Source organism: Streptomyces sp. NBC_00448 (assembly GCF_036014115.1).
In the GTDB taxonomy this organism is placed as follows: domain Bacteria; phylum Actinomycetota; class Actinomycetes; order Streptomycetales; family Streptomycetaceae; genus Actinacidiphila.
The window spans coordinates 1,067,030-1,092,604 of the sequence record NZ_CP107913.1 but is presented as its reverse complement, the minus strand read 5'-3'; the positions used below and the strand labels follow the sequence as shown (position 1 = coordinate 1,092,604).

Sequence of the window (25,575 nt, the reverse complement as noted above, 5' to 3'; positions counted from 1 at the left end):
CGGTGCCGTCGCGCCGAGGCCGCTGGGTGACGTCGGACCCGGACCGCGGGATCGAGGACGTGGCCCTCCTGATCCTGGAGTGGCTCGGCGAGCAGGGCGTGGGGGCCGGACTGCGCCTCGACGCCGAGCGGCTGCGGGAAGGCCGGCCGGCGTGGACGTTCTTCGCGAGCGGCGGCCCGCTCCCGCACGGCATGCGCGCCGACGGCGACACGGTGGATCGCTGCCTGCGCGCTGCCGTCGAGGGGTTGAGGACGTACGGCGTGGACGTGCCGTGCTGACGCCGGGTCAGTTCGGGGTGGTGCGGGTGAAGAGGGCGGTGGGGTGCGGAGTGGTGCCGTCGGGGGCGGGGGACGTGCGGGTGCCGACACGGCGGAAGCCGCACTTCTCGGCGACCCGCACCGACGCGGCGTTCGCCTCGTCGGCCTCCAGCAGGAGCCGGGTGAGGGCGAGGTCGCGGAAGGCCCAGGCGGTCACGAGGCGGACGGCGCGCGGCGCGATGCCGCGGCCGCGGTGGGCCGGGAAGACGCTGTAGGCGACCGAGGCCACGTCGTCGGCGCGGAACTGGAGGTTCACGATGCCGACCGGCTCGTCGGTGACCGCGTCCGCGATCACCGCCGGAGCCGCCCGCCCGCTGCGCCAGGCCGCCTCGACCCGCGCCACGCCGGTGCGCCGCGCTTCCGCGTCCATCGGGCCGTCGTCCAGCCAGCGGCGCGTCTCGGCGTCGTGGCTCGCCGCCGCGATGGCGTCCATGTCCGACTCCCGCCTGAGCCGTACGGTCACGGTGCCGTCGGTCAGCGGCGTACGCGGCGGCTCGACCGGCGTGGAACGGCCCATCGCGCGGCACTCCCTTCCGCCGCCCCGGGGGCGGCGCGCTCAGGCCCCCGGCTGCTCCGCGTCGTCCGGGGCGACCAGGACGACGTCGAGCGTACGCGGGCCGTGTACGCCTTCCACGCGGTCGAGTTCGATGTCGCTGGTGGCCGAGGGGCCGGAGATCCAGGTCAGCGGGCGGACCGGGTCGAGCCGGGGCAGTGCCTGCGGGACCGAGGCGACCACCTGTTCCGGTACCCGTACGACGCACACGTGGTGGTCCGGCACCAGCGTCAGCACGCGCCGGCCCTGGTCGGGGCTCGCGTCGAGGACGATGGTGCCTGTCTCGGCGATGGCGAGCGCGCAGCCGGTGACGACGCTGTCGATGCGGTCGAGTTCGGCGGCGGTGATGTCGTCGCCGCCGATCGTCGTCGTGACGTCCGCGGCGTCCCGCAGCCATCCGTCGGGCAGTCCGGGTGGCACCACGGCGGTGCGGCTGCCGTGTGCGGTGAGCAGTTCCGCGATCGTACGGGGCAGGTCGGCGGCGGTGCAGCGGTGGACGTGGGCGCGGTAGTCGGCGAGGTGGGTGGCGAGCAGGTCGACGAGGGACGCGGGGTCGTCGGGGACGTGCGCGCGGGCGTAGTCGCGGGGGATGGGCGGGTCGGCGGGCGCGGTGCCCTCGGCGGCCCCGGCGGCCCCGGCGGTGGAGCCGGGGCGGTCGGCGAGGGCGGCTCGGACCCGCGCGAGGATGCGGTCCCGGCTGGAAGGGGTGGCGGGGTCCGAGGAGCCCGCGGGGTCGGCGGGGCGTATCGGGTGTGCCGGGTGCGTCATCGGGGGGTGTCCTTGTCCTTCCGCGGGGCGCCGCCGGCACCCCGGGCCTTCTTCCAGCCGGCGCGGAACGGCTCCGCGGCCACGTCGGGCAGGTCGCGGGCGTCGCTCCACGCTTTCGCGGGGCCGGGCAGCGGCAGCCGGGCGGGGTGCAGTCCGCGCGTGGCGGACGCGGCGCGTTCGACGGCCGACAGGGCGGCCGGATGGTCCAGCAGCCAGGTCGCCGCCCGCATCGCGGCCCGCTCGGCGCGGTGCCCCTCGCCCTGCTCGGCGACGCGTTCGCGGAGGTGGACGAGGATTTCGGGGATGTTGATGGCGACGGGGCAGACGTCGTAGCAGGCGCCGCAGAGGGTGGAGGCGTAGGGGAGGGAGGCGTCGAGGGGGGTGGTGGTGCCGCGGAGTTGGGGGGTGAGGATGGCGCCGATGGGGCCGGGGTAGGGGGAGCCGTAGGCGTGGCCGCCGGCGCGTTCGTAGACGGGGCAGACGTTGAGGCAGGCGGAGCAGCGGATGCAGCGGAGGGCTTGGCGGCCGGTGGTGTCGGCGAGGGTGTCGGTGCGGCCGTTGTCGAGGAGGATGAGGTGGAAGTTTTTGGGGCCGTCGTGGGTGGTGGTGCCGGTCCACATGGTGGTGTAGGGGTTCATGCGTTCGGCGGTGGAGGAGCGGGGGAGTGTTTGGAGGAAGACTTCGAGGTCTTGGAAGGTGGGGATGATTTTTTCGATGCCGACGATGGAGATGAGGGTGTCGGGGAGGGTGAGGCACATGCGGCCGTTGCCTTCGGATTCGACGACGACGAGGGTGCCGGTTTCGGCGATCATGAAGTTGGCGCCGGAGATGCCGATTTTGGTGCGGAGGAATTTTTCGCGGAGGTGGAGGCGGGCGGCTTCGGCGAGGTCGGTGGGGTTGTCGGTGAGGTGGTCGGGGGCGGGGCGGCCCCAGTGGGCCATTTCGTTGTGGAAGATGTCGCGGATTTCGGTGCGGTTTTTGTGGATGGCGGGGACGAGGATGTGGGAGGGCTTGTCGTGGGCGAGTTGGACGATGAGTTCGGCGAGGTCGGTTTCGTAGGCGTGGATGCCGGCGGTGTGGAGGGCTTCGTTGAGGCCGGTTTCCTGGGTGGCCATGGATTTGACTTTGACGACTTCGGTTTCGCCGGTGGTGTGGATGATGTGGGTGGTGATGCGGTTGGCTTCGTCGGCGTCGGTGGCCCAGTGGACGGTGCCGCCGGCGTTGGTGACGGCGGTTTCGAGTTGGAGGAGGTAGTGGTCGAGGTGGTGGAGGGTGTGGTCTTTGATGGCGGCGCCGGCGGTGCGGAGTTGGGGCCAGTCGGGGAGTTCGTTGATGGCGGTGGCGCGTTTGGTGCGGATGGTGTGGGTGGCGTGGGTGAGGTTGGCGCGGAGTTGGGTGTCGTGGGTGGAGGTGTGGGCGGCGTCGGGGAAGGAGGGGAGTCCTAGGTAGGTGCCGCTCATCGGGTGGCTCCTGTGGTGGTGGGTTGGTAGGGGTGTTGTTCGGTGGAGGCGAGGATTTCGGCGAGGTGGAGGGTGTGGAGGGGGGCGTGGTTGCGGCGGAGGATGCCGTCGAGGTGGACGAGGCAGGAGTTGTCGGCGCCGCAGAGGATGGTGGCGCCGGTGTCGAGGGCGTGGCGGACTTTGTCGTGGCCCATGGCGAGGGAGACGTCGGGGTTTTTGACGGCGAAGGTGCCGCCGAAGCCGCAGCATTCCTCGGCGCCGTCCAACTCGCGGAGTTCCAGGCCTTTGACGGCTTGGAGGAGTTTGCGGGGGCGTTCGCCGAGGCCGAGCATGCGCAGGCCGTGGCAGGAGGGGTGGTAGGTGACGGTGTGGGGGAAGTAGGCGCCCACGTCGGTCACTTCGAGCACGTCCACCAGGAACTCGGTCAACTCCAGCGTGCGGTTCTGCAAGGACGCGGCGGCGTCGGCGAGTTCGGGGCCGCGCCCCTCGGCGAGCGCTTTGGCGCCGATCCGCGGGTAGTTGTCGCGGACCATCGCCGCGCACGAGCCCGACGGGGTGACCACGTAGTCGTAGCCGTCGAAGGCGCGGGCCATCCGGCGGACCAGGGGCTCGGTCTCGTGGCGGTAGCCGGTGTTGAACTGGGGCTGCCCGCAACAGGTCTGGGCCGCGGGGAAGTCCACCTCCACGCCCAACCGCTCCAGCAGCCTGACGGTGGCCCAACCGGTGCCCGGATACAGCGCGTCATTGACGCAGGTGAGGAAGAGTGCGACCCGCATGCGGCTCCTTAGGGGTGGGCGGTGCGGTCCGGGGGCCCGGCGCGCCCCGGCGGGAGGCTCAGCCGAGGCCGATCCGGGCGCCCGCTGCGGCCCAGACGTTCGGGTCGCCGCTGGGCCGGAACTGCCGCAGGTGCTGGGTGTCGGCCACCAGCCGGCGCATGGCGGCGTGGTCGGCGACGAGGCCGTGCGCGCGGGCCTGCACCAGGATGTTGCCGAGCGCGGTCGCCTCGGTCGGACCGGCGACGACCGGCAGCCCGGTGGCGTCCGCGGTGAGTTGGCACAGCAGGTCGTTGCGGCTGCCGCCGCCGACCAGGTGCACCACGTCGAGGTCGCGCCCGGACAGTTCGGCCGCGGTGCGCAGGGCCGCCCGGTGCGCCAGTGCCAGGCTCTCCAGGATGCAGCGCACCATGGCGGGCTGGTCGGCGGGGGCGCGCTGCCCGGTGCGTTCGCAGTACGCGGCGATCCGGGCCGGCATGTCGCCGGGCGCCAGGAACTCCGGCGCGTCCGGGTCGACCAGCGCGGCGAACGGTGGCGCGTCTGCGGCCCGGGCCAGCAGCGGTGCGAGATCGGTGGGCAGCCCCTCGGCCGCCCAGGTGCGCAGCGTCTCCGACAGCAGCCACAGCCCCATGATGTTGCGCAGGAACCGGAACGTGCCGTCGATGCCGCGCTCGTTGGTGAAGTTGGCGGCCCGGGACGCCTCTGTGATGACCGGCTGGTCCAGTTCGAGACCGGCCAGCGACCAGGTGCCGCAGGAGACGTAGCCGAAACCGGGCCGGTCGGCCGGGATCGCGGCCACCGCGGACGCGGTGTCGTGGGAGGCGACGGTCACCACCGGGGTGCCCTCGGCCAGGCCGGTCGCCCGCGTCACCTCCGGCAGCAACTCGCCCGCGACGTCGCCAGGTTGGCGAAGCGGTGGGAAGAGCTCCGGGTCGAGGCCGAGCCGCCCGAGCAGGTCGCCCGACCAGTCGCCGGTCGCCGCGTCCAGCAGGGCGGTGGTGGACGCGTTGGTCAACTCCGCGCCGACGGTGCCGGTCAGCCAGTGCACCAACAGGTCCGGGATGAGCAACAGCGTCCGGGCGGCGGCGAGTTGGGCGCTGCCGCGGGCGGCGCCGAGCTGGAAGACGGTGTTGAACGGCAGGTGCTGCAGTCCGGTCACCCGGTACAGCTCCTTCGCCGGCACCGCGTCCCACACCCGCGGCGCCGCGTCCTGCGTCCTGCTGTCGCGGTAGTGGTGGGGGTTGCCGAGCAGCCGGCCGTCGGCGTCCAGCAGCCCGTAGTCCACCGCCCACGAGTCGACCCCCACCGACGTCACGCCGCCGGACCGCGCCGCCTCCCGCAGCCCGTCCAACACCCCCTGGTACAGGCTCAGTACGTCCCAGTGCAGGCTGCCGCCGGCCAGGACCGGGCGGTTCGGGAAGCGGTGCGCCTCGCTCAGGTCGAGGTGCGCCGGGCCGACCCGGCCGACCATGACGCGGCCGCTGGTGGCGCCGAGATCGGCGGCGGCGAACGCGGACGGGGAGGTGGAGGAGGGACTGCGGGGCACGGTGGTTACCTCGGGTGCGGGGCGCGGTGCGGCTTGTCGCGCTTCGTCGGTGGGGGGCGGTGCGGGTCGGCGGGGGTCGGCTGTGGTCGGCGGGAGCCGACGGGGATCGGTGCGGCTCTCATGGAGCCAGTAGATCTCGTGGGGCTCGGTGGGGCGGGGGCGGCGCCCGCTCGGCGCAGGAACGCCGCCGCGGCGTTCAGCGCAGGAACGCCGCCGCGACGCCGGCGTCCACGGGGATGTGCAGGCCCGTGGTGTGGGTGAGGTCGCCGCCGGTCAGCGCGAACACCGCGTTCGCCACGTGCTCGGGCAGGACCTCCCGCTTGAGCAGGGTGCGTTGGGCGTAGAACTCGCCGAGCTTGGACTCCTCGACACCGTAGACCGCCGCGCGCTGGGCGCCCCAGCCGCCGGCGAAGATGCCGGAGCCGCGGACCACACCGTCGGGGTTGATGCCGTTGACACGGATGCCGTGTTCGCCCAACTCGGCGGCGAGTAGGCGTACTTGGTGGGCCTGGTCGGCCTTCGTCGCGGAGTAGGCGATGTTGTTGGGGCCGGCGAAGACCGCGTTCTTCGAGGCGATGTAGACGATGTCGCCGCCCATGCCCTGCTCGGTCATCACGCGTGCGGCCTCGCGGGAGACCAGGAACGAGCCGCGGGCCATGATGCCGTGCTGCAGGTCCCAGTCCCGGGCGGTGGTCTCCAGCAGCGGCTTGGAGATCGAGATGCCCGCGTTGTTGACCACCAGGTCCACCCCGCCGAAGGCGAGCAGTGCCTGCTCGAAGGAGGACGTGATCTGCTCCTCGGAGGTCACGTCCACGGTCACCGCGACCGCCTTGTCCGGACCGCCCAACTCCTGCGCGACGGCGGCCGCGTTGGCCGCGTCGAGATCGGCGACGACCACGCAGGCCCCTTCGGCCACCAGCCGGTGCGCGATGGCCTTGCCGATGCCGGAACCGGCCCCGGTGACCAGCGCGATCCGGGTGGCCAGCGGCTTGGGCGCCGGCATCCGCCGCAGCTTGGCCTCCTCCAACTCCCAGTACTCGATGCGGAACTTCTCCGACTCCTCGATCGGCCGGTACGTCGAGACCGCCTCGGCGCCGCGCATGACGTTGATCGCGTTGACGTAGAACTCGCCCGCCACGCGCGCGGTCTGCTTGTCCTTGCCGTAGCTGAACATGCCGACGCCCGGCACCAGCACGATCGCCGGGTCCGCGCCGCGCATCGCGGGGGAGTCGGGCGCGGCGTGCCGCTGGTAGTAGGCGGCGTACTGCGTGCGGTAGTCCGCGTGCAGCTCCCGCAACCGCGCCTTGGCCTCCTCCAGGGGCGCGGTCGGCGGCAGGTCCAGCACCAGCGGGCGGACCTTGGTGCGCAGGAAGTGGTCGGGGCAGGACGTGCCGAGCGCGGCCAGCCGGGGGTGCTCGGCGCGGGAGAGGAAGTCCAGCACTTCGGGGCTGTCGGTGAAGTGGCCGACCTGCGGGCGGTCGGCGGAGGCCAGGCCGCGCAGCAGCGGCGCCAGTTCGGCCGCCCGGGCCCGCCGCTCCTCGGCCGGCAGCGGTGCGAAGCCGTCCAGTGCCGGGCCGAACGGCTCGGCCTTGCCGCGCTGTTCGAGGAAGGTCTCGGCGGTGCGGATGATGTGCAGCGAGTTGCGCTCGCACTCCTCGCTGGTCGCGCCCCACGCGGTGATGCCGTGGCCGCCGAGCACGCAGCCGATCGCCTTGGGGTTGGCCTGCTTCACCGCGGCGATGTCCAGGCCGAGTTGGAAGCCGGGGCGGCGCCACGGCACCCACACCACGGTGTCGCCGAAGCACTCCTTGGTGAGTGTCTCGCCGTCGGCCGCGCAGGCCAGCGCGATACCGGAGTCGGGGTGCAGGTGGTCGACGTGGGCGGCGTCCACCAGGCCGTGCATCGCGGTGTCGATCGAGGGGGCCGCGCCGCCCTTGCCGTGCAGGCAGTAGTCGAACGCGGCGACCATCTCGTCCTCGCGTTCCACGCCCGGGTAGACCTCGGTGAGCGCGCGCAGCCGGTCAAGGCGCAGCACCGCCAGGCCCGGCTCGCGCAGCGTGCCGAGGTCACCGCCGGAGCCCTTGACCCACATCAGCTCGGTGTCGGCGCCGGTCACCGGGTCGGGGGCGGTGCCCTTGGCGGAGGTGTTGCCGCCCGCGTAGTTGGTGTTGCGAGGATCGGCGCCCAGCCGGTTGGAGCGGGCGAGCAGCGCCGCTGCCTCGGGGGAGAGGGTCATGACGGTCGTCTTCCTTCGGGTCCGGGTCGGGTCCGGGTCGGTTCCGGTGCTCGGGTGAGGTCGAGTGGGTCGAGTGGAGTCGATGACGGGACGGGCGGGCGTACGGTTCCGAGTCGCGCGGGCGCCACCGGCGTGCGGCGGGGCCGACATCGGTGCCCGGCGCGCGGGTTACGCGCCCCAGCCGGCCTGCGTGCCGCCGACGCGCTCGGTGACGATCCGCTCCTGGTAGCCGGAAGCACGGTAGGCCGCCAGCGGGTCGGGGTCGAGCCCCTGCTCCTGGCGCACCTCGGCGAGCAGCGGCCGTACGTCGGTGTTGTACGCGTCCATCAGCACCGCGTTGGCGCCCAGCACGTCACCGGCGGCCTGCGCGGCCCGCAGCGCGTCCAGGTCGACCAGCAGCGCCTTGGCGGTGGCCTCCTGGACGTTCATCACCGAGCGGATCACCGCGGGGATCTTGCCCTCGATGTTGTGGCACTGGTCGAGCAGGAACGCCACCCCGGTCTCCGGTGCGAAGCCGCCGTTCTTGGCGACCTCGTGCAGGATGCGGAAGAGCTGGAAGGGGTCGGCCGCGCCCGCCATCAGGTCGTCGTCCGCGTAGAAGCGGGAGTTGAAGTCGAAGCCGCCGAGCTTCCCCTGGCGCAGCAGGAACGCCACGATGAACTCGATGTTGGTGCCCGGCGCGTGGTGACCGGTGTCCACCACGACCTGCGCCCGCTCGCCCAGCGCCAGGCAGTGCGCGTACGACGTGCCCCAGTCCGGCACGTCGGTGGAGTAGAACGCCGGCTCGAACAGCTTGTACTCCAGCAGCATCCGCTGCTGCTCGCCGAGCCGCGCGTACACCTCGGCGAGGGCCTCGGCCAGCCGGTCCTGGCGGGCGGTGATGTCGTCCTGGCCGGGGTAGTTGGTGCCGTCGGCGAACCACAGCTTCAGGTCGCGCGAGCCGGTCGCGTCCATGATGTCGACGCAGTGCAGCAGGTGGTCGACGGCCTTGCGGCGCACCCGCGGGTCGGGGTTGGCCACCGAGCCGAGCCGGTACGCGTCGTCCTGGAAGACGTTCGCGTTCACCGCGCCGAGCCGCAGCCCGCGCTCCTTGGCGTGCCGGGCCAGCGCGTCGTAGTCGCCGACCGCGTCCCACGGGATGTGCAGGGAGACCACCGGGGCGGCCCCGGTCGTGGCGTGCACCTGGGCGGCGTCGTCCAGCTTCTCGAACGGGTCCCGGGGCACGCCCGGTTCGGCGAAGACCTTGAACCGGGTGCCGGAGTTGCCGTACCCCCAGGACGGGGTCTCGATCACCTGGGAGCTCAGTGCCGCCTTCACCGCCGACCGATCAGGCATGGGCGACCCTCCGCTGACCGTTTGAAATGAATCGATTCACGCCACGAAGATAGGGGCGTGCCGGAACGCTGTCAAGGTGTACGCCGACCGATCTACGGCAGGTGGAATCGCGCCTTGGAGCTGCTGTCAGGCAGGGCCGCGGGAGGCGCGCCGGGGCGCGCTGAGGGGAGCGCGATGAATCATTTCACGCCGCGAAACGCAAGCGCGGCGCGCCGGGGACCCGTGCTTGGCGACGTTGCTCCCGCACGAGGGACAGGTGGCGCTGGACGCTCCGGCCGGGCCGACGGCGAAGGAGGGCGGATCGGCAGCGGGCCGGGCGCCGTTGTCGTACCGCTGCGCGCTGAGCGGGCAGCGGGCCGGGCTCGCGGGGAGCGTGCCGGGTCAGGCGCTCGCGGCGTACAGGAGCGCGCGCGTCGGGGGGTGGGTGGTGCGGGAGGGGGGCCAGGTCAGGCGGAGGTGGAGGGTGGGGGCGGGCAGCGGGAGCGCGGTCAGGGTGCCCGCGGCCAGGTCGTCGGCGACCGCGAAGGACGGCAGCAGCGCCAGGCCGACACCGCGCCGGGCCCACGCCCGCATCACGGCGACGCTGCCCGCGTGCACCCGCTCCACGCCGGGGCCGCACAGCCGGCCGGTCGCGAGCGCGAAGGAACAGGCGGAGTGGACGTTGACCAGCAGCCGCTCGCCGCGCAGGTCCGACGGGGCGAGCCGGTCGGCGGTCGCGTACCGGTGCCCGGGCGCCGCGACCAGCACCAGTGGCACCGGCTCCAGGTCCAGGAACTCCAACTCCGCGCCGGCCGGAGGCGCGAACCCGAGGCCGCCGAGCGAGTCGCCGGCGTCCAGCACCAGGGCCGCGTCCAACTCCCCCGCGGCGACCGACGCCAGCAGCGCGGACCGGTCGGCCTGCGAGGTGACCTCCACGTCCAGGTCCGGCCTGCGCGCGCCGAGCCGCTGCAGAATCCCCGGCACGATCGCGGCGGCGATCGACTCCAGCGCGCCGAGGCGTACCGCCGTACGCTCCCGGCCCGCGTCGACCACCTCGCGGCGGGCCTGCTCGGCCTGCTCCAGCAGCCGCCGGCTCCACACCAGCAGCCGTTCACCGGCTGCCGTGACCCGCATGCCGCGCGGCCGCCGTTCGAACAACTCGACCCCGAGCGCCACTTCCAGGGTGCGCACCGCCTGCGACACCGACGACGGCGCGAGGCCGAGGCGTACGGCGGCGTCCGTCACGCTTCCGGTCCCCGCGACGGCCTCGAAGGTGCGCAACTGCCGCAGGTCCAGCGGGGGCGCGGGCTGAGCGGGAACCGGGGTGCCGCTCACGCCCGCCGGCCGGTCGGCGCCCGCCGTGCCCGCGGCCGGTCCTGTTCCTGCGGCCGGTCCTGCGCCCGTGCCCGTTCGCGCCGCGCCCACCCGTGTCCGTAGCCCCGCCGTGCCCGCCGTGCCTGCCCTGCCCGCGGCAGCGCTTCGCTTCGCCATGTGCCCCATCCTCGCATTCGGTTCCGCCGAACGGAGCGTGCGGAGCCGGCGGTGGAGCGGGAAGGGGGCGCGGCGGGAGGGTGCGGGGCATGTCGCACACACTTCCGTCGCCCGCCCCGCCACGTATGCCAACTGCCGCCCCGCGTACGGGAACCGCGCTGCTCGGTATCGCCCTCGGGTACTTCATGGTGCTGCTCGACACGACGGTGCTGTCCGTCGCCGAGCCCGACCTGGCGCGCTCGCTGGGCAGTTCGACGGCCGGGTTGCAGTGGGTGGTGACCGGCTACACCGTCGCGTTCGGCGCGCTGCTGCTGTCGGCGGGGGCGGTCGGCGACCGGTACGGGGCGCACCGGGTCTTCCGCGCGGGGATCGCGGTGTTCGGCGCGGGATCGCTGCTCAGCGCGTGCGCGCCGGGGCTGTGGACGCTGGTGGGCCTTCGGGCGGTGCTCGGGGTGGCCGCGGCGGCGTGCGTGCCCAGCTCGATGGCGATGATCAGCCGGCTCTACCCGGACCCGGCGCGGCGGGCCCGCGCGGTGGCGGTGTGGGCGGCGGTGAGCGGCGCGGCGCTGGCGGCGGGCCCGATCGCGGGCGGGCTGCTGGTCGCGCTCGCGGGCTGGCGGGCGGTGTTCCTGGTGAACGTGCCGCTGGCCGCGCTGGTGCTCGCCCTGGTCGCAGGTCCCGCGGTGCGCTGCCCTCGCGGGGAGCGCGAGGTCGACTGGGGCGGGCAGTTCGCGGTGTGCGCGGCGCTCGGGCTCCTCACGGACGCGCTGATCGCGTTCGGCGCGCACGCGGTCGGCCATGGTGCCTGCTCGGCTGCCGGGGCGGTCGTCGCGGGCGCGCTGTTCGTAGGGCGGGAACGGCGGGAGTGGCGGGGGCAGCGGGAACGGCCGGAACGGATGGACCGGCGGGAACGGCGCGGCGCGTCGCCGGTGCTGGTGCCCGCGGTGCTGCGGGCGCCCGGGATGACCGGCATGCTCGTGGCGGGCGCGGCCGTCGGGTTCGCGCTCACCGCCGTGCTGTTCGTGCTGCCGCTGTTCCTCCAGTCCACCCGGGGGTACGGCGCGGTGGCCGCGGGTGTGGCCTTCCTGCCGCTGACGCTGCCGACCGCGGTGAACCCGCTGCTGGTGACCGGGCGGCTGGTGGCCCGGTTCGGGCCGCGCGGGCCGGTGCTGGGCGGGCTGGCGCTGCTCGCGGCGGCCGGCGGCGTGATGGCGGGCGCGGCGAGCAGCGGGGCGCCGTATCCGGTGCTCGCGGTGGGGCTGTGCGCGGCCGGCTGCGGGGTGTCCCTGGCGCTGCCCGCGCTGACCACCGCGGTGATCACCCTCGCTCCGGCCGGGGCGGCGGGTGCGGCCGGCGGTCTGCTCAACGCGGTCCGGCAGCTCGGGGCGACGTTCGGGGTGGCCGTGCTGGGGTCCTTCGTCGCGGTGCACCCCTCCGCCCGCGGCGTCGGCTGGGGCCTGCTGCTGCCCGGGGTGGTCTGTGCTCTGGCGGCGGTGCTGCCCGTCGCTCTCCGGGCGGCCGGCGGGCGCCGGGCCGGGCGGGGCGGCCGCTCGGGGTCGTAGTCCGCGGCGGGTTTCCGGTCCGGGCCCGGTCGTACCCGGTCCTATCCGGGCGGGCCGGGTGCCGGACGTGGCCGCCGCACCACCCGGAGGTGTGTGCGGCGGCCACCAGCCGAAGGAACCCCGGCGGCTGCCCGGCTGGTTACCGCCCGACCGGGTTGAGGTAGGTGGCCGGGCGGGTGGCGCCGTCCTGCTTGAGGATCTGGCCGCCGAACGGCCACTTCAGGGCGAAGTGCTTCGTCTCGTTGGGCGGGGTGACCAGGAACTTCGCCGGGACGAACTTCTCCTTCTTCGGCGTGGACCTGGCGACCGGGGCCAGGGTGATGCTGAAGTCCGTGGTGTCCCCGTGCTTCAGGGTGATCTTCACGGGCTTCTGGGAGGAGCGCCGCAGCGACCAGGTGCCGTCGGTCTTCTGCGCGCCGACCATGTCGACACCGGCGAAGCCGGACACGGTGCAGGTGCGCTTGCTCGTGTTGGTGAACCAGATGTACGCCTGCGTCTGCTTCTTGGTCTGGTTCATCTCCGGCGCCGCGTCACCCCCCGTGGCGAAGCCCGCCTTCAGGTCGGCGGTGTGGCAACGGGTCGGCTTGGCCTTGGCGGTGGAGGTGGCGGCCGAGGCCGGGATGGCGGCAGCGGCGGTGCCGGCGATGACGACGGCCGCGACGGCCACGGCGGTCAGCTTGCTCTTCATGAAGTGCTGGTTTCCCCTCGATGGTGATTCGGCGCGCTGGTCAAGTGCGCGCCTACGCACCTGAAGACGGGCGAACCCGGGGGAAGGTTCGGTATACGGGCAACCTTTCTCCGACAAACAGGCGTTCCACGGTGACCACGTACGAGAACCGCCGTACGGCGGCAGGGGTGCGCTGCTCATCGGCTCGGCCGCGCCGGCCCGGAGCGCGCCGGGAAACGAACTATGCGTCGGCGTTGCCGTCGTCGCGGTCGCCGTCGCGCAGGGAACGGATCATGCCCCGCAGTATCCGGAACGCGTCCGACTGCTCGGCCTCGGACATGCCGGCCAGCATTCTGACCTCGACGGACCGCACCGCCACGGTCGCCTTCTCCAGGCTCCGCCGGCCGCGGGGCGTGAGCCGGGTGGGAAGGACCTTCCCGACGGGTGCCTGCGCGGGCCTGGTCACGTAGCCGTCTCGTTCCAGGGTCTGGAGCAGCACGTTCATCGACTGCCGTGTCACGAACGCGCCCCGCGCGAGCTCGGAGTTCGACAGGCCCGGCCGTTGGGAGAGCAGTTCGAGGCAGGAGTAGTGCGTCACGTTCATCCCGAGGGGCCGCAGCACCTCCTCCATGGCTGCGCGCAGGGCGCTCGAAGCCTCCTTCAGCAGGTAGCCCAGTGATCTGTCCAGGTCGACGCCGGCACCGTTTTGGCTCATGTCAGCATTCTGACATACAGTGGTCTGTGTCAGGATACTGACACGAAGATAAGGAGCATCACCATGCCCGCCACCGGCCCTGACTTCATCTCCCTCCAGGTGCGCGACCTCGACGCTTCACAGGCGTTCTACGAGCAGTACCTCGGCCTGGTCCGCTCCCAGGCCGGACCTCCGCACGCCGTCGTCTTCGAGACGAAGCCGATCGCGTTCGCACTCCGCGACATCGTTCCCGGCACCGACCTCGCATCCGTCGCCCGGCCCGGCATCGGTGCCGCGATCTGGCTGCACGCCACCGACGTCCAGGCCATCCACGACGCTCTCGTCGCCGACGGTCACGCCATCGTCTCCGCACCGATCGACGGCCCCTTCGGCCGGACCTTCACCTTCGCCGACCCCGACGGCTACCAGGTCACCCTCCACGACCGCGCCTGACGCGTTCGTTGATCACCTGTCCGCGTGGCCGCGAGCCGACGCCCTACGCTGTCTCGCATGGCTACGGACAGCCCTGCCGGCGAGGCCGCTTCATCCCCTCACCTCATCCTGTGGGACATCGACCGCACGCTCGTCACCATCGGCGGCGGGGTGAGCCGCGCAGCCTACGAACTCGCCTTCCGGCAGGTGACCGGAAAGCCGCTCGGTGAGCTGCCGGACATGTCCGGCCGAACCGACCGGGCGATCCTGGAGGAGACGCTTCGCCTGAACGGCGTCGAGCAGACCGAAGCCCTGTTCGGCGAGTTCTTCGCCGCCCTGGCGACGGCCACTCGACGCCTCACCGACCGCATGCGCGAAGCCGGTACGGTCCTGCCGGGGGCGCGCGAGGCCATCGCGTCGTGCGGCGCCCGGCACACCGTGCAGTCAGCCGTCACCGGCAACATACGTCCCGTCGCCATGGCCAAACTCGGCGCGCTGGGCCTCGGTGACGGCATCGACTTCGCGGTGGGCGGCTACGGCGACGACAGCAGCGACCGGGCGGACCTGGTACGCCAAGCCCGCAAGCGGGCCTCCGACAAGTACGGTCACGGCTTCGCCGGCCGGTTGACCGTGGTCATCGGTGACACGCCCCACGACGTCCGCGGCGCACTGGACGCCGGCGCGCTGGCCGTGGCGGTCGCGACCGGCAAGTACACCACCGAGGAGCTGCGCCGGGCCGGAGCCGACATCGTCCTGACCGACCTCCGTGATTTCGCGAGCCGTTGCGGCCCAGCGCTCGGCTGGTAATCGCCCGGGCGCCCCTGCGCCAGCGGTCGCTGGTACTCCAGCCGTGGCGGAGCACCTGCACGACGACCGGGCCGAGCTCGTGGTCGACGAGACCGGGGGCGTGAGGGAGGTCACCGGCACGGTCGGTGTCCAGCGCCAGTACGCCAGGCCCGATTGCCCGCCAGTCGCGAGGATTCGAGCACTTCGCAGGTGAAGCGGCCCCTGGGCAGTCACGCAGTCGCCTGCTCAGGGCGAGGTACGCTCGTGGTGATGAGGCCGCCCGCACGGTAAGGAACGGGACCCGGGGTGCGGACAGGGCCGTTTGCCTCAGCACCCTCAGGCAGATCGGGTGCGTTGGCTGGACAGCCGAGAGTCACGCAACTGAGTTGTCCAGCAGGCGATCACGGCCTTCGTCGACCACGGAAGCAGCGGAGCCGCAACACCCCCGCCGACCACATGACCACCTCCCGACTCGCTCTGGCCCAACTGCCGAAGCAGTACCGGCGCGGACGCCAGACCCTGATGCGCACCGACTGCGCAGGCGGTACCCATGAGTTCGTCGCGTGGCTCGCCCAACGGGGAAGGTGGCTGTCCTGCTCGGTCGGCATGACCATCACCGACGCCATCTACGCAGCAGTCCTCAAACGTCCGGCCGCCGCTTGGACGGTAGCCGTCGAGCCGGGCGGCGTGATTCGCGACGGCGCCTGGGTCGCCGAGTCCGCCGGTGACGTCCTCAGAGGCCGGCCGAAGGGGATACGGCTGATCGTGCGCAAGGAACGGCCGGTGCGCCGTGAGGCGCTGTTGATTCGAACGGAGGTGGGAGACCTTCGTCGCTGATCCTGTCGCAGCAGGACGGTGGAGCTGAGGGCAGTCTGATCCGGGTGGTGCCGGTGAGGGCGGGAAGCAGCCCTGACAAAGCCGGGACGTGTCAGCACTGCCAGATGGTGCGGGTCCGGCGAGCGGGACGGAAAGGAGTACGAGAGGAACCGGCGTTTACGTCCCTTCATCTTGCACCGGCTCGAATCTGGTGGATATGGGCCGGGGGCGGTGCGCAACCCGTCGGATATCGGCGGGTAACTCCTGGGCCGGATAGGACGGCTGGCCGGGAGACCACGGTGAAGTGCTGCGGGGTAGCCGTGGTGATGCCGCAGGGACAGAGTCGGGCTCCTCCTCCGTCGAGCGAATCACAGTGAACACGGGAACCATCCGGGTCCTGCCACCCGGCCGGGCCGCCAACCCGACCGGGCGGCTGAGCGCACCGACCGCAGATCGGGCCGGGATGGGGCGGAGCCGTCGTAGTACTCCGAGCCGGGGAAAGCCCGGCACATGGGGAAGGACGGCAACGGTTTCGAGAAGGGAAGGAGGCTGCAATGTCGAAAGACGCGTCGGTGAACATCGGCGCCGCGAATGCGATGGACCCGGTGGGGCCGCGCGCCCGGGTATCGAGGATGCAGGCCAAGCTTCACCGTTGGGCGGCGGCCGACTCCGGCCGCAGGTTCGACGACCTGTTCAACTTCGTGCACGACCCGGCGACGCTGCTGGCGGCGTTCGATCGGGTCGCGGGCAACACCGGCGCGAAAACTCCTGGAGTCGACGGCCTGACCGCCGCCGATATCGAGGAGGGCGTCGGTGTGTCCGGATTCCTGGACGACCTGCAAACCCAGCTGAAAGACGGATCGTTTCGTCCGCTTCCGGTGCGGGAGCGTAAGATCCCCAAGCCGGGCGGCAGCGGCAAAGTCCGGAAGCTGGGGATTCCGACCATTGCGGATCGGGTCGTTCAGGCGGCGCTGAAGCTCGTGCTGGAGCCGATCTTCGAGGCCGGCTTTCTGCCGGTCTCGTACGGATTCCGGCCGAAGCGAAGGGCACACGACGCGGTCGCGGAGATTCAGTATTTCGGCACCAAAGGCTACCGCTGGGTGCTGGATGCGGATATCGAGGCGTGCTTTGACTCGATCGACCACACGGCCCTCATGGACCGAGTGCGGACCCGGGTGAAGGACAAGCGCGTGCTGCTGCTGGTCAAGGCGTTCCTCAAGGCCGGGGTGATGACTGAAACCGGTCACTTCGAGGACAACCCGACCGGCACGCCGCAGGGAGGCATCCTGTCCCCCCTGCTAGCCAACATCGCCCTGAGCGTGCTCGATGAGCATGCCCATGGCCCATGGCGGCCGGGTGGGACGATGGCCAGCCCCGTAAGTCGCGCCCTCCGTCGCCGGAGGGGATTGCCGAACTGGCGGATCATCCGCTATGCGGATGATTTCGTCGTGCTCGTGTTCGGCAGCCGTGACGATGCGGAAGTCCTGCGCGAGGAAATTGCTGATGTGCTCGCGCCGCTGGGACTTCGTTTCTCCGAAGCCAAGACCCGCGTCGTGCACATGAGCGAAGGGTTCGACTTCCTTGGGTTCCGCCTCCAGTGGAAACGCAAGCGAGGTACGGACAAGTGGTACGTCTATACCTTCATAGCTGACCGGCCCATCCGGTCCTTGAAGGACAAGATTCGTGCCCTGACACACAGGTTGTCGCAACAGCCACCCAGGGACGTGCTGAGACGGCTCAACCGGATCATGCGCGGCTGGTCCAACTACTTCAGATATGCAGTCGCGAAGAGCACCTTGCAGACTCTCGCCATTTTCGTCTGGCGGCGGATTGCCCGGTGGTGGATGCGGCTGCACCGCTGGAGCTGGACCGACCTGCGAAGGCATCTCACCGACCACACCGGCCGGTGGCTGATGCCCTCATCGGACGGGATCGAATTGTTCAACCTCGGCCGGGTGCCAACCGAAAGGTACCGGTACCGCGGCAATAAGATCCCGAACCCCTGGATCCTGGCCAACCACGCCTGACGGCAGAGACCGTGGAGAGCCCGGTGCGTGGAAACGCGCACGCCGGGTTCGGCGAGCGGTCCGCAGAAACGGACCGGTGGCAACACCGGCACCGCGCTGCGGGCCGACTCACCCACCCTGGAGCGCAGTTGCGGTGTGGAAACGCTCTTCCAGGGTGCGTACCTCGTGGGGAGGGACGCGGCGCAGTCCGGTCTCGTAACCGCTGTCGGTGGGGGCCCGGGCGTAAACGGCTTTGATGCGGCGGTCGGTGACCCCGAGGACCAGGGCGTGACCACCGGCGTAGCTGAATCCCCGGACGCCGACGCGCTGTTCGTCGATTTCCCCGCGTGTGCCGAGGTAGGTGATCGCCCATCGCCAGTCCGCGATCTGCTGGTAGGGGTCGATGTCCCTCTGCAGTGTGCCAGGAGCGTTCTTCAGCGGCCTGGGTGGTTCCCAGCCCATACCGTGGGAGTGCGGCCTGACCACGGACTTGCCTGTTCGAGTTGGCCGGCGAGGCGGAAGAGCCGGCTTTCAAGGCCGTATCCGGCGGCGAACTGCATACCCACCGGAAGCCCCGTCCCGGCGTCGGCCGTCACAGGTACGGACATGGCGGGCGTGCCTGCCACGTTGAACGGCATGGTGAACGGCGACAGGTCGTTGATGCGCTCGATCCAGCCGAGGCCGTCCAGTGTCTCCGCACCCTCGGTATGAGTGCCCAGAGGCAAGGGGGGCTCCGGCAGGGTCGGCGTGAGGAGGATGTCGTACGCGTCGAAGTACCACGCCAGGTTTCGGGCCACCCGGTTCCGCATCGCGAGAGCGGTGAGGAATTGCGCGCCGCCGACCCGCTGCCCGTAGTGGTAGCCGGCGAGGGTCGCCGGCTCAAGGGTCGAGGAGTCGATGGGACGGCCGAAGGCGGCGGCCAACCCGTCGACCAGGGTGGTGAGGTTCACCGTCATGAGCCGGGCGTTGGCCAGGACGAATTCGTCCCAGTCGGCGCCGAGGTCGACCTCGGCCTCCTCCACCCGGTGGCCGAGGGATTCAAGCAACCGCACGGTGCGGAAGAGGGCGTCGGTCACCGGTGTGGTGGTGCGGCGTCCGCCCCACGCCTGGGCGAGGACACCGATTCGCAACGAGCCCGGATGACGGGTGACTTCCTCCGCGTACGGCCGTGACGGCTGCTGGGCGAAGTAGGGGTCGCCCGATTCCGGGCCGCGGATCTGGTCGAGCAGTACCGCACTGTCGCGTACGGTGCGGCTGACGCTGCCGTGCACGGCCAGGCCGTTGAAGACCTCGTCGACGCCGGGCCCCATGGACACCCGGCCACGGGTGGGTTTGATCCCGAAGAGGCCGTTGTAGGCGGCGGGGACACGGAGTGATCCTGCGGCGTCGGTGCCATGGGCGACCGGGACCACCCCCGCGGCGACAGCGGCGGCCGCGCCTCCACTGGACCCGCCCGCGCTCCGCTCCAGGTCCCACGGGTTGCGGGTCGCGCCGTACAACGCTGACTCCGTCGAGATGCCGTAGGCCATCTCCGGTGTCGCGGTGCGCCCGAACGTCACGAGGCCGGCGCGACGGAAGCGCAGCATCAGTGAGGAGTCGGAGCCGGCGACGTGACCGGCCGCCAGACGGCTTCCCAGCTCCATTCGCCTGCCGGCCATGGCAACCGCGATGTCTTTGATCAGAAAGGGGACGCCGGCCAGGGGTGCGCTGCCTGGGACAGGTTCGTCGTCGGACGGCCAGGTCTCCACGACGGCGTTGATCCGCGGATCGACTGCCTGCACAGCCTCGCGTGCGGCTGCCTCCAGTTCGGCGGGGAGCACCTCGCCCTTGGCCACCAGCTCCGCCAGCCCGACCGCGTCGAAGCTCACGTATTCAGAAACTTTCACTGCCACTCCCTGACAAGACCGATACCGTCGAGTGCCGAACGATACCCCACGGTATCGAAGGGGTCTGTCTGGTATCGTAGGGGGTCGCGAACCCCACGATCGGAGTGACGGAGTAGTCATGGCATCGACCCTCAGCAGGCCGAGCAGAGTGGCGAAGCTGCCGCCTCGTGAGCGCATCCTCGACGCGGCCGAAGAGCTCTTCCAGAAAGAAGGGATCCGGCAGGTGGGGGTCCAGGCGATCGCCGACAAGGCCGAGACCACCAAGATGGCGATCTACCGGCACTTCGAGACCAAGGACGCGCTGGTCGCGGAGTGGCTGCGGATCGTCGCCGCCGATTATCAGGCGGCCTTCGACCGCGTGGAAACCGAATACCCCGACCGGCCCGAGGATCAGATTCTGGGCCTGGCCCGCTTCATCGCCGAGGGACTGCCGGCGATCTCCTACCGGGGCTGCCCGTTCATCAACTCCCTCGCCGAGCTGCCCGACCGCCTTCATCCGGCACGGCAGGTGATCGAGGACCACAAGGCCCACCAGGCCCGCAGGCTGATCGGCATGTGCACCAAAGCGCAGATGCCCGACCCCGAACAGGCCGCGGCCGAGATCACCTTCGTACTCGAAGGGGCGCAGGTCAGCACGCAGAACGGAAGCATCGATCAGACGGGAGACCGTCTGATGAAGATCGTCGGGGGAATCGTGGACCGGCACCTCGGCGCATCCGGGGCGGCTGACCTCTGACGACGATGTGCGGCGACGTCTGTTGGTCGTCGTCCGGGGGTGCAAAACGAAAAGTGCCCCATCCGGATGGGTGGGGCACTCTCATGGCGCTGAACGCGTGGAACTACGCGTCGCCGAACTCTCCGGCGGCGACACCGCCTACGAACGCTGTCCATGCGTCGCCGGTGAACACGAGGGCCGGGCCGGTCGGGTTCTTGCTGTCGCGCGTCGCGACGCGGTCTTCTCTACGTCGCCGTGCGCGCCCGGCGCTTCCACCTCTCCGGTGTGCACGGGGCGCTGTACGGTCCGGGGTTCCCGGAACCCCGGGTCGTCGACGCGGAAACCCTCGCTCTCGACGACAGCCGCACCGCCTGGCTGCGGGCCGGCCAACTCGTCATGCGGCTCACGGACTACCGCGTCGCCGGCCTCCGCACGGAAGCCGTCGCACCAGCGCCCGCGACTTCGAGAAGCGCGCTTGACCCTCACGTGGCGTGATGCCGCATGGTCGAGGGTGTGGAAGAACACCTGACCGTGGGGCGCGTGGCCGAGCTGGCGGGCGTGAGCGTCCGCACGCTGCATCACTACGACGAGATCGGCCTGGTGGAGCCGTCCGCGCGGACCGGGGCCGGGTATCGGGCCTATTCGGCGGGCGACGTGGAGCGGCTGCGGGAGGTGCTCGGCTACCGGCGGCTGGGCTTCGGCCTGCGCGAGATCGCGGATCTCGTCGACGACCCGGCCACCGACGCGGTCGCGCACCTGCGCCGGCTGCGCGGTCTGCTGCTGGAGCAGCGCGACCGCGCCGCCGCGATGGTGACGGCCATCGACAAGGAACTGGAGGCACGGGCCATGGGGATCAGGACGACACCGGAGGAGCAACTGAAGGTGTTCGGGGCGCAGTTGTACGACACCATCGGGTCCGCCTACCCGGCGACGCGGTGCACCGAGCCGCGGATCGCCGCGCGGGTGTGGGAAGCGCTCGGCGACGCGCGGACGGTGCTGAACGTCGGCGCCGGCACCGGCTCCTACGAGCCGCCGGACCGTGACGTGACCGCGGTGGAACCGTCGGCGGTGATGCGGGCGCAGCGTCCCGCGGGAGCGGCGCCGTGCGTGGCCGCCGCCGCGGAGAGCCTTCCGTTCGCCGACCAGTCCTTCGACGCCGCGATGGCCTTCAGCACCGTTCACCACTGGCAGGACCCGATCGCGGGCTTGCGCGAGATGCGGCGGGTGGCCCGCCGCGTGGTGGTGTTCACCTACGACGCGAGCACGACCGGCTGGCTCCAGCGGTTCTGGCTCACCCGCGACTACCTGCCCGAGTTCGCCGACCTCCTCGTCGACTGGCCGTCGCTGGCTGATCTGACCCGGGCGATCGGGGGTCGTGCGGAGCCGGTGCTCGTCCCGTGGGACTGCGCCGACGGCTTCTTCGAGGCGTACTGGCGCCGTCCCGAGGCGTATCTGGACGAGCAGGTGCGCCGCGCGGTGTCGGTGTGGACCAGGGTCGGGCCGGAGGCGGAGCGGCGGGCGGTGGACGCATTGCGCGAGGACCTTTCCTCGGGGCGGTGGGCCGAGCGCAACCGTGACCTGGTCGCGCTGGACACGGCCGAGTTGGGCCTGCGGCTGCTCGTGGCCTGAACGGTCGTGCGGAGTGCGCTGAGCGGTCCGGGGGCGGCAGCACGCTGACGGCGAACGGTGGCGCGGCTCCACTGGATTTTCGCGCGATCACCGCCGGGTGGATTTCCCGTGAGCCGCGTCGCGACTCAGGTGGATCTATAGGATTGTCCCATCGAGCGTGCCGGTGACCGAGCGATCATGGGGGACCCGTGGGCAACAGCAGCGGGGACGACTGGCTCGACCTGGCCGACGCGATCACGCTGCTGCGCCGTCAAGTGGCCGAGGCGCAGCGGCGGGTGGCGACCGACGGGGACGACGGGGTCCACCTCTCCCTCGGGGAGATCACGCTGGAGCTCGGGATGGAGCTGACCGGCAGCCGGAAAGCGGATGCCGGACTGCGGTTCGCGGTGGTCAGCGTGGGCGGCGGCGCCGAGCGCACGCGCCAGGCCACCCACAAGGTCACGGTGCGGCTGGACGCACGTGGAGCCGATCATGCCCCGGTGAACGTCTCCGATGAGGAGTAGGGCGGCCCGGTAGCGGTCCGGGACGGCGGGAGGGGGCCGGATGGAGTTCGACCGGCGGGTGCAGATCCGGGTCCACCGGGAGACCGGCACGACGTTCGGGTCCGGCTACCTGGTCGCGCCGCGGCTGGCGCTGACGGCGGGTCATGTCGTCCAGGCGGCGATGGGGCCGGAGCCGGTCCGGGTGACCGTCTGCCGGCCGGATGCGGGAACGGAGCAGTTCCCGGCGGCGGTTCGGTGGTGGCGCGTCGACGACCGGGTCGACGCGGCGCTGGTGGAAGTCGACGGCCAGGTGGAAGTCGACGGGGCGGGCGGGGGAGATGGCCCGGCCGAAGTGACCGGGCCGGGCGGGGGAGCCGGGCCGGTCGGGGGAGCCGGCCGGCGCTGGCAGCCGCCCGACTCGCTGGCCGACATACGCACCCGGCCGCCGCAACGATGGGGCCGGATCATCGGCACCCGCCCCCACCCGGTCGCCGTCGCCGGCTTCCCCCGCATGGAGAAGGACCCCAGCAGCGGCGACCGCTTCGACGGCCGGATCAGCGGCGAGATCATGCCGGGGACCGGCTCGCTCGCCGGTCGCTACGAGGTCTTCAGCAAGGACGCGACCATCCCGGTACGGGACGGGACCGGCGCCGGCTGGTCCGGGATGTCCGGTGCCGCGCTGCTCACCGAGAGCCGCCAGAGCGGGCTGCTGTGCGGGGTGGTCCGCGCGGACCGGCAGGCCGTGGGCGGTACCCGGCTGACCGCCACCCCCGCCTCGCTGCTGCTCGCGGACAACGGCTTCACCGCGTTGCTCGCCGAACACGGCGGCTGGCAGCCGCTGTTGGAAGCCGCCGAGCCGGTGGACCTGCTCGATCCGGCCGCCCCCGAGCGGGACCTGCGCTCGCCGGCGATGCTGCTGCGCGCCGACGCCGAGGCGGTGGCCTTCCGCGGGCGGGCGGACGAGTTGCGGGCGCTGCGGGACTGGTGCCAGGTCGGTGCCGAGGGCTTCTCGGTACGGGTGGTCACCGGGCCCGGCGGGCAGGGCAAGTCCCGCCTCGCCCGCCAACTGGCCGACGACCTGCGGGCGGAGGGGTGGATCACCGGGCACCTCCGGGCGGAACTGCGGGACAGCGACCTCGCCCTGCCCGAACTCAGGTCCCTGGAGACCGCCCTCGACTTCCTGCTGGTCATCGACTACGCGGACGCCCGGCCGAGCCTGGTGCGCCGGGTCATCGACCAGCTGCGGAGCTGCCGGCACCGTACGCGGCTGCTGCTCCTCGCCCGTACCGGCGGCGCCTGGCAGAGCGACGGGCTGACCGCGTCGCACGCGGACGAGATCCTGGCCAGGGCCCCGACCATCGAACTGGCCGCACTGGTCGGTGCGGGCGGCCCGCCCGACGCCATGACCGCGCTGTTCCGCGGCGCGCTCGGCGACCTCGCCGATCTGCTGGAGGCGTTACCGGGCCTGCCCGGCCGCCCGTCCGCCGGATGGCCGGCCCTGGCGCCGGCCCTGGGCGTGCCGAGACAACTGGGCGTGGACGGCGACGAGTCGGTGCTGACCGTACAGATGGCCGCGCTCACCGCCCTGTTGCAGCACGGCTCGGCGCCGGTCCCGGCCGCGCCCGAGGAGCCCGCCGAGGCGACCTTGCTGCGGCACGAGCAGCGGTACTGGGTGCGGGCCGCCGAACGGCTCGGGCCGCTCGATCCGACCGTCCTCCAGCAGGCCGTGGCCGTCGCCGCGCTGTGCGGGGCGAGAGACGAGACCGAGGCGGTCGCCGCCGTCGGGGCGCTCCCCGGCATCCCGCCCGCGCGGGCACCGGTCGTGGCGGCCTGGCTGCGTACCCTCTACCCGGCGGGACCGGACCGGTTCTGGGGCCCGCTGCAACCCGACCGGGTCGGCGAGTACCACGCCTCCCGCGCCCTGCTCGACCTCGATCCGCCGCTCCCGCTGGCCGACCTGCTGGCGCGCTCCTCCGCCGACCAGCAGGTGCAGCTGGTGACCGTGCTGGCGCGGGCCGCCGCCGCGCACCACGGGGCGGGCCGCACCGCCAGGACCGCCGGCGTGCAACAGGCGCTGCTGGACGCGATGCCGGCCGGCGGCCTCAGCGTCGAGGTGCTGAACCGGCTCCGGATCGTCCTGATCCACGCCCACGACGGTCTGGACCGGCTGGCCCTGAAGCTCGCCGAGGACTCCGTGACCGCCGCCCGGCGGCAGGCGGCGGACGGTTCGGCGACCGCACTGAACGACCTCGGCATCGCCCTGGACCTTCTCAGCAGCACGTTCAGCGGCGCGGGCCGCGCGGAGGAGGCGCTGGCCGCGGCTCAGGAGCAGCTGCGGGTCATCGAACGCCTGGACCGGAACCACCCCGGCCGCGACCGCGCCCACGCCCTCGCGGTGAGCACGCTGAGTTCCTGCCTGTCCGCCGTCGGGCGCGACGAGGAGGCGCTGCTCGCCCTCGGAGAGTCGGTGGAGCTGCTGGAGCGGCTGGGCGAGACCGACCGGCACACCAGGACGAGACTCGCCTGGAACCTGAACAACCTGTCCGACCGGCTCTGGGACCTGGGCCGCCTCGACGAGGCCCGGCGCGCGCTGCGCCGGGCGGTGGAACTCTCCGAGCAGCTCGCCGTCACCGACTTCTCCCACGAGATCCTGCTCCCCGTCTGGCGTTCCAACCTCGCGGCGCTGCTCGTCGGCATGCGGCGGCACCAGGAGGGCCTCCGGTACGCCGAGGACTCGGTGCAGGGGCTTCGGCTACTGGCCCGCCGCGACCCGCGCAACTTCGAGGGCCGCCTCATCTCCTCGCTGGTGAACCTCGGCAACATCCTCCACCAGCTGGGACGTTCCGCCGAGGCGTGCGCCGCCCTGCAGCAGGCGGTCGGCATCGGGGAGCACCGGCGGCGGATCGGGCTCGCCGGCGCCGAGGCGGAGCTCAGCCTGGTCAAGCACACCCTCCAACTCGGCCTCTGGCAGGCCCTGTCCGACTCCCTGGAGACGCTCCCGGACGCGCTCTGCCGCGCGTTGGACCTCTGGTACGGGCTCGACCGGGAACTGCCGAAGTACCAGCCGCTCATCGCCTCGCTCCTGACCGACTCGGTGGCCCTGCTGAGCGAGGACGGCCGCTGGCAGGAGGCCCTGGAACCGTCGATGGCGGCGGTGGAGATCTGGGGCGGGCTGGTCCGCGCGTACCCCGCTGATCACCTCCGCGACTTCGTCGAGGCGTACACCGCGATGCAGGAGGTGACGCGCCGGGTCGGATCGCAGCCGATTCCCCGGAACGCTGCCGTGGCGATGCTCAGCCGACATCTGCAGGAGCAACTTCCTTACGTCTTCGAGGTGTTGGACGAAGCCGAGGCAGCCGCCAAGGCCGCCGAAGCCGCGGCTCACCGCGAGTAGCGGCGAGCACGACGCCGGCGCCCCCGCCCGTGGTGGGTCTCGACGCGA

The 25,575-nt window shown here is 72.0% G+C and carries 21 protein-coding genes and 2 pseudogenes; 10 read left to right on the top strand and 13 right to left on the bottom strand.

Annotated elements, in window-relative coordinates:
* The first annotated feature begins 2 nt into the window (after positions 1 to 2).
* Positions 3 to 278, top strand: coding sequence for a hypothetical protein (locus OG370_RS04655; protein ID WP_328460870.1), 276 nt, complete (start codon positions 3 to 5; stop codon positions 276 to 278).
* 7 nt (positions 279 to 285) lie between these two features.
* On the opposite strand, the gene OG370_RS04650 is transcribed toward OG370_RS04655, so the two are convergent.
* The 8 genes from OG370_RS04650 to OG370_RS04615 all read right to left on the bottom strand — a co-directional run bounded on the left by OG370_RS04650 (position 286) and on the right by OG370_RS04615 (position 10,458).
* Positions 286 to 834 carry a GNAT family N-acetyltransferase gene (locus OG370_RS04650; protein WP_328460868.1) on the bottom strand — a complete coding sequence of 183 codons (549 nt, stop codon included), beginning with the start codon at positions 832 to 834 and terminating at the stop codon, positions 286 to 288.
* A gap of 39 nt (positions 835 to 873) precedes the next feature.
* The gene (locus tag OG370_RS04645) at positions 874 to 1,638 is read right to left on the bottom strand and encodes a LutC/YkgG family protein (RefSeq protein WP_328460866.1); all 765 of its coding nucleotides are present in this window, start codon (positions 1,636 to 1,638) and stop codon (positions 874 to 876) included.
* The gene (locus OG370_RS04640; protein ID WP_328460864.1) at positions 1,635 to 3,098 is read right to left on the bottom strand and encodes a LutB/LldF family L-lactate oxidation iron-sulfur protein; all 1,464 of its coding nucleotides are present in this window, start codon (positions 3,096 to 3,098) and stop codon (positions 1,635 to 1,637) included. The genes OG370_RS04645 and OG370_RS04640 overlap by 4 nt, the downstream gene beginning before the upstream one ends.
* On the bottom strand, positions 3,095 to 3,874 hold the full coding sequence (locus OG370_RS04635; RefSeq protein WP_328460862.1) for a (Fe-S)-binding protein: 780 nt from the start codon (positions 3,872 to 3,874) through the stop codon (positions 3,095 to 3,097). The genes OG370_RS04640 and OG370_RS04635 overlap by 4 nt, the downstream gene beginning before the upstream one ends.
* A gap of 58 nt (positions 3,875 to 3,932) precedes the next feature.
* Positions 3,933 to 5,342, bottom strand: a complete 1,410-nt coding sequence (locus tag OG370_RS04630) for a rhamnulokinase (protein WP_328473790.1) — start codon at positions 5,340 to 5,342, stop codon at positions 3,933 to 3,935.
* A 271-nt stretch (positions 5,343 to 5,613) separates the two neighbouring features.
* A complete protein-coding gene (locus tag OG370_RS04625; protein ID WP_328460860.1) occupies positions 5,614 to 7,653 on the bottom strand; it encodes a bifunctional aldolase/short-chain dehydrogenase in 2,040 nt (679 codons plus the stop codon).
* Positions 7,654 to 7,821: 168 nt separating this feature from the next.
* Positions 7,822 to 8,988 (bottom strand): L-rhamnose isomerase, encoded by a 1,167-nt coding sequence (gene rhaI / locus OG370_RS04620; protein WP_328460859.1) that lies wholly within the window; start codon positions 8,986 to 8,988, stop codon positions 7,822 to 7,824.
* Positions 8,989 to 9,369: 381 nt separating this feature from the next.
* The gene (locus tag OG370_RS04615; protein ID WP_328460857.1) at positions 9,370 to 10,458 is read right to left on the bottom strand and encodes a LysR family transcriptional regulator; all 1,089 of its coding nucleotides are present in this window, start codon (positions 10,456 to 10,458) and stop codon (positions 9,370 to 9,372) included.
* An 89-nt stretch (positions 10,459 to 10,547) separates the two neighbouring features.
* On the opposite strand from OG370_RS04615, the gene OG370_RS04610 reads away from it, so the two are divergent.
* Positions 10,548 to 12,020, top strand: a complete 1,473-nt coding sequence (locus OG370_RS04610) for an MFS transporter (RefSeq protein ID WP_328460855.1) — start codon at positions 10,548 to 10,550, stop codon at positions 12,018 to 12,020.
* 139 nt (positions 12,021 to 12,159) lie between these two features.
* Here the strand turns inward: OG370_RS04610 and OG370_RS04605 are convergent, their stop codons facing one another.
* The gene (locus OG370_RS04605) at positions 12,160 to 12,708 is read right to left on the bottom strand and encodes a DUF4232 domain-containing protein (protein ID WP_328460853.1); all 549 of its coding nucleotides are present in this window, start codon (positions 12,706 to 12,708) and stop codon (positions 12,160 to 12,162) included.
* Between the two features lie 220 nt (positions 12,709 to 12,928).
* On the bottom strand, positions 12,929 to 13,402 hold the full coding sequence (locus OG370_RS04600) for a MarR family winged helix-turn-helix transcriptional regulator (protein ID WP_328460851.1): 474 nt from the start codon (positions 13,400 to 13,402) through the stop codon (positions 12,929 to 12,931).
* 63 nt (positions 13,403 to 13,465) lie between these two features.
* Here OG370_RS04600 and OG370_RS04595 point away from each other — a divergent pair, with 63 nt between their 5' ends.
* The 4 genes and pseudogenes from OG370_RS04595 (at position 13,466) to ltrA (ending at position 17,442) form a co-directional block, all read left to right on the top strand.
* Entirely contained in the window at positions 13,466 to 13,834 is a 369-nt protein-coding gene (locus OG370_RS04595) for a VOC family protein (RefSeq protein ID WP_328460849.1), read from the top strand.
* A gap of 57 nt (positions 13,835 to 13,891) precedes the next feature.
* Complete coding sequence (locus OG370_RS04590; RefSeq protein ID WP_328460847.1) at positions 13,892 to 14,620, top strand: HAD family hydrolase; 729 nt, start codon at positions 13,892 to 13,894, stop codon at positions 14,618 to 14,620.
* Between the two features lie 417 nt (positions 14,621 to 15,037).
* Positions 15,038 to 15,382 (top strand): annotated as a pseudogene (locus tag OG370_RS04585) (IS1380 family transposase); the annotation flags it as partial.
* Between the two features lie 587 nt (positions 15,383 to 15,969).
* On the top strand, positions 15,970 to 17,442 hold the full coding sequence (gene ltrA, locus OG370_RS04580; protein WP_328460845.1) for a group II intron reverse transcriptase/maturase: 1,473 nt from the start codon (positions 15,970 to 15,972) through the stop codon (positions 17,440 to 17,442).
* Positions 17,443 to 17,550: 108 nt separating this feature from the next.
* Here ltrA and OG370_RS04575 read toward each other — a convergent pair whose 3' ends face one another.
* Both OG370_RS04575 and OG370_RS04570 read right to left on the bottom strand, forming a co-directional pair.
* The gene (locus tag OG370_RS04575) at positions 17,551 to 17,883 is read right to left on the bottom strand and encodes a hypothetical protein (protein ID WP_328460840.1); all 333 of its coding nucleotides are present in this window, start codon (positions 17,881 to 17,883) and stop codon (positions 17,551 to 17,553) included.
* Entirely contained in the window at positions 17,856 to 19,307 is a 1,452-nt protein-coding gene (locus OG370_RS04570; RefSeq protein ID WP_328460838.1) for an amidase, read from the bottom strand. The genes OG370_RS04575 and OG370_RS04570 overlap by 28 nt, the downstream gene beginning before the upstream one ends.
* 118 nt (positions 19,308 to 19,425) lie before the next feature.
* Between OG370_RS04570 and OG370_RS04565 the strand changes: the two genes are divergently transcribed.
* Positions 19,426 to 20,043: a TetR/AcrR family transcriptional regulator gene (locus OG370_RS04565; RefSeq protein WP_328460836.1), complete on the top strand. Its 618-nt coding sequence runs from the start codon at positions 19,426 to 19,428 to the stop codon at positions 20,041 to 20,043.
* A 103-nt stretch (positions 20,044 to 20,146) separates the two neighbouring features.
* Here the strand turns inward: OG370_RS04565 and OG370_RS04560 are convergent.
* Positions 20,147 to 20,260 (bottom strand): annotated as a pseudogene (locus OG370_RS04560) (DUF397 domain-containing protein); the annotation flags it as partial.
* Positions 20,261 to 20,523: 263 nt separating this feature from the next.
* On the opposite strand from OG370_RS04560, the gene OG370_RS04555 reads away from it, so the two are divergent.
* From OG370_RS04555 to OG370_RS04545, 3 genes are all read left to right on the top strand, one after another.
* The gene (locus OG370_RS04555; RefSeq protein ID WP_328460834.1) at positions 20,524 to 21,651 is read left to right on the top strand and encodes a MerR family transcriptional regulator; all 1,128 of its coding nucleotides are present in this window, start codon (positions 20,524 to 20,526) and stop codon (positions 21,649 to 21,651) included.
* A 188-nt stretch (positions 21,652 to 21,839) separates the two neighbouring features.
* A complete protein-coding gene (locus tag OG370_RS04550) occupies positions 21,840 to 22,154 on the top strand; it encodes a trypco2 family protein (protein ID WP_328460832.1) in 315 nt (104 codons plus the stop codon).
* A gap of 40 nt (positions 22,155 to 22,194) precedes the next feature.
* Positions 22,195 to 25,527, top strand: a complete 3,333-nt coding sequence (locus OG370_RS04545; protein ID WP_328460830.1) for a tetratricopeptide repeat protein — start codon at positions 22,195 to 22,197, stop codon at positions 25,525 to 25,527.
* Positions 25,528 to 25,575: the final 48 nt, after the last annotated feature.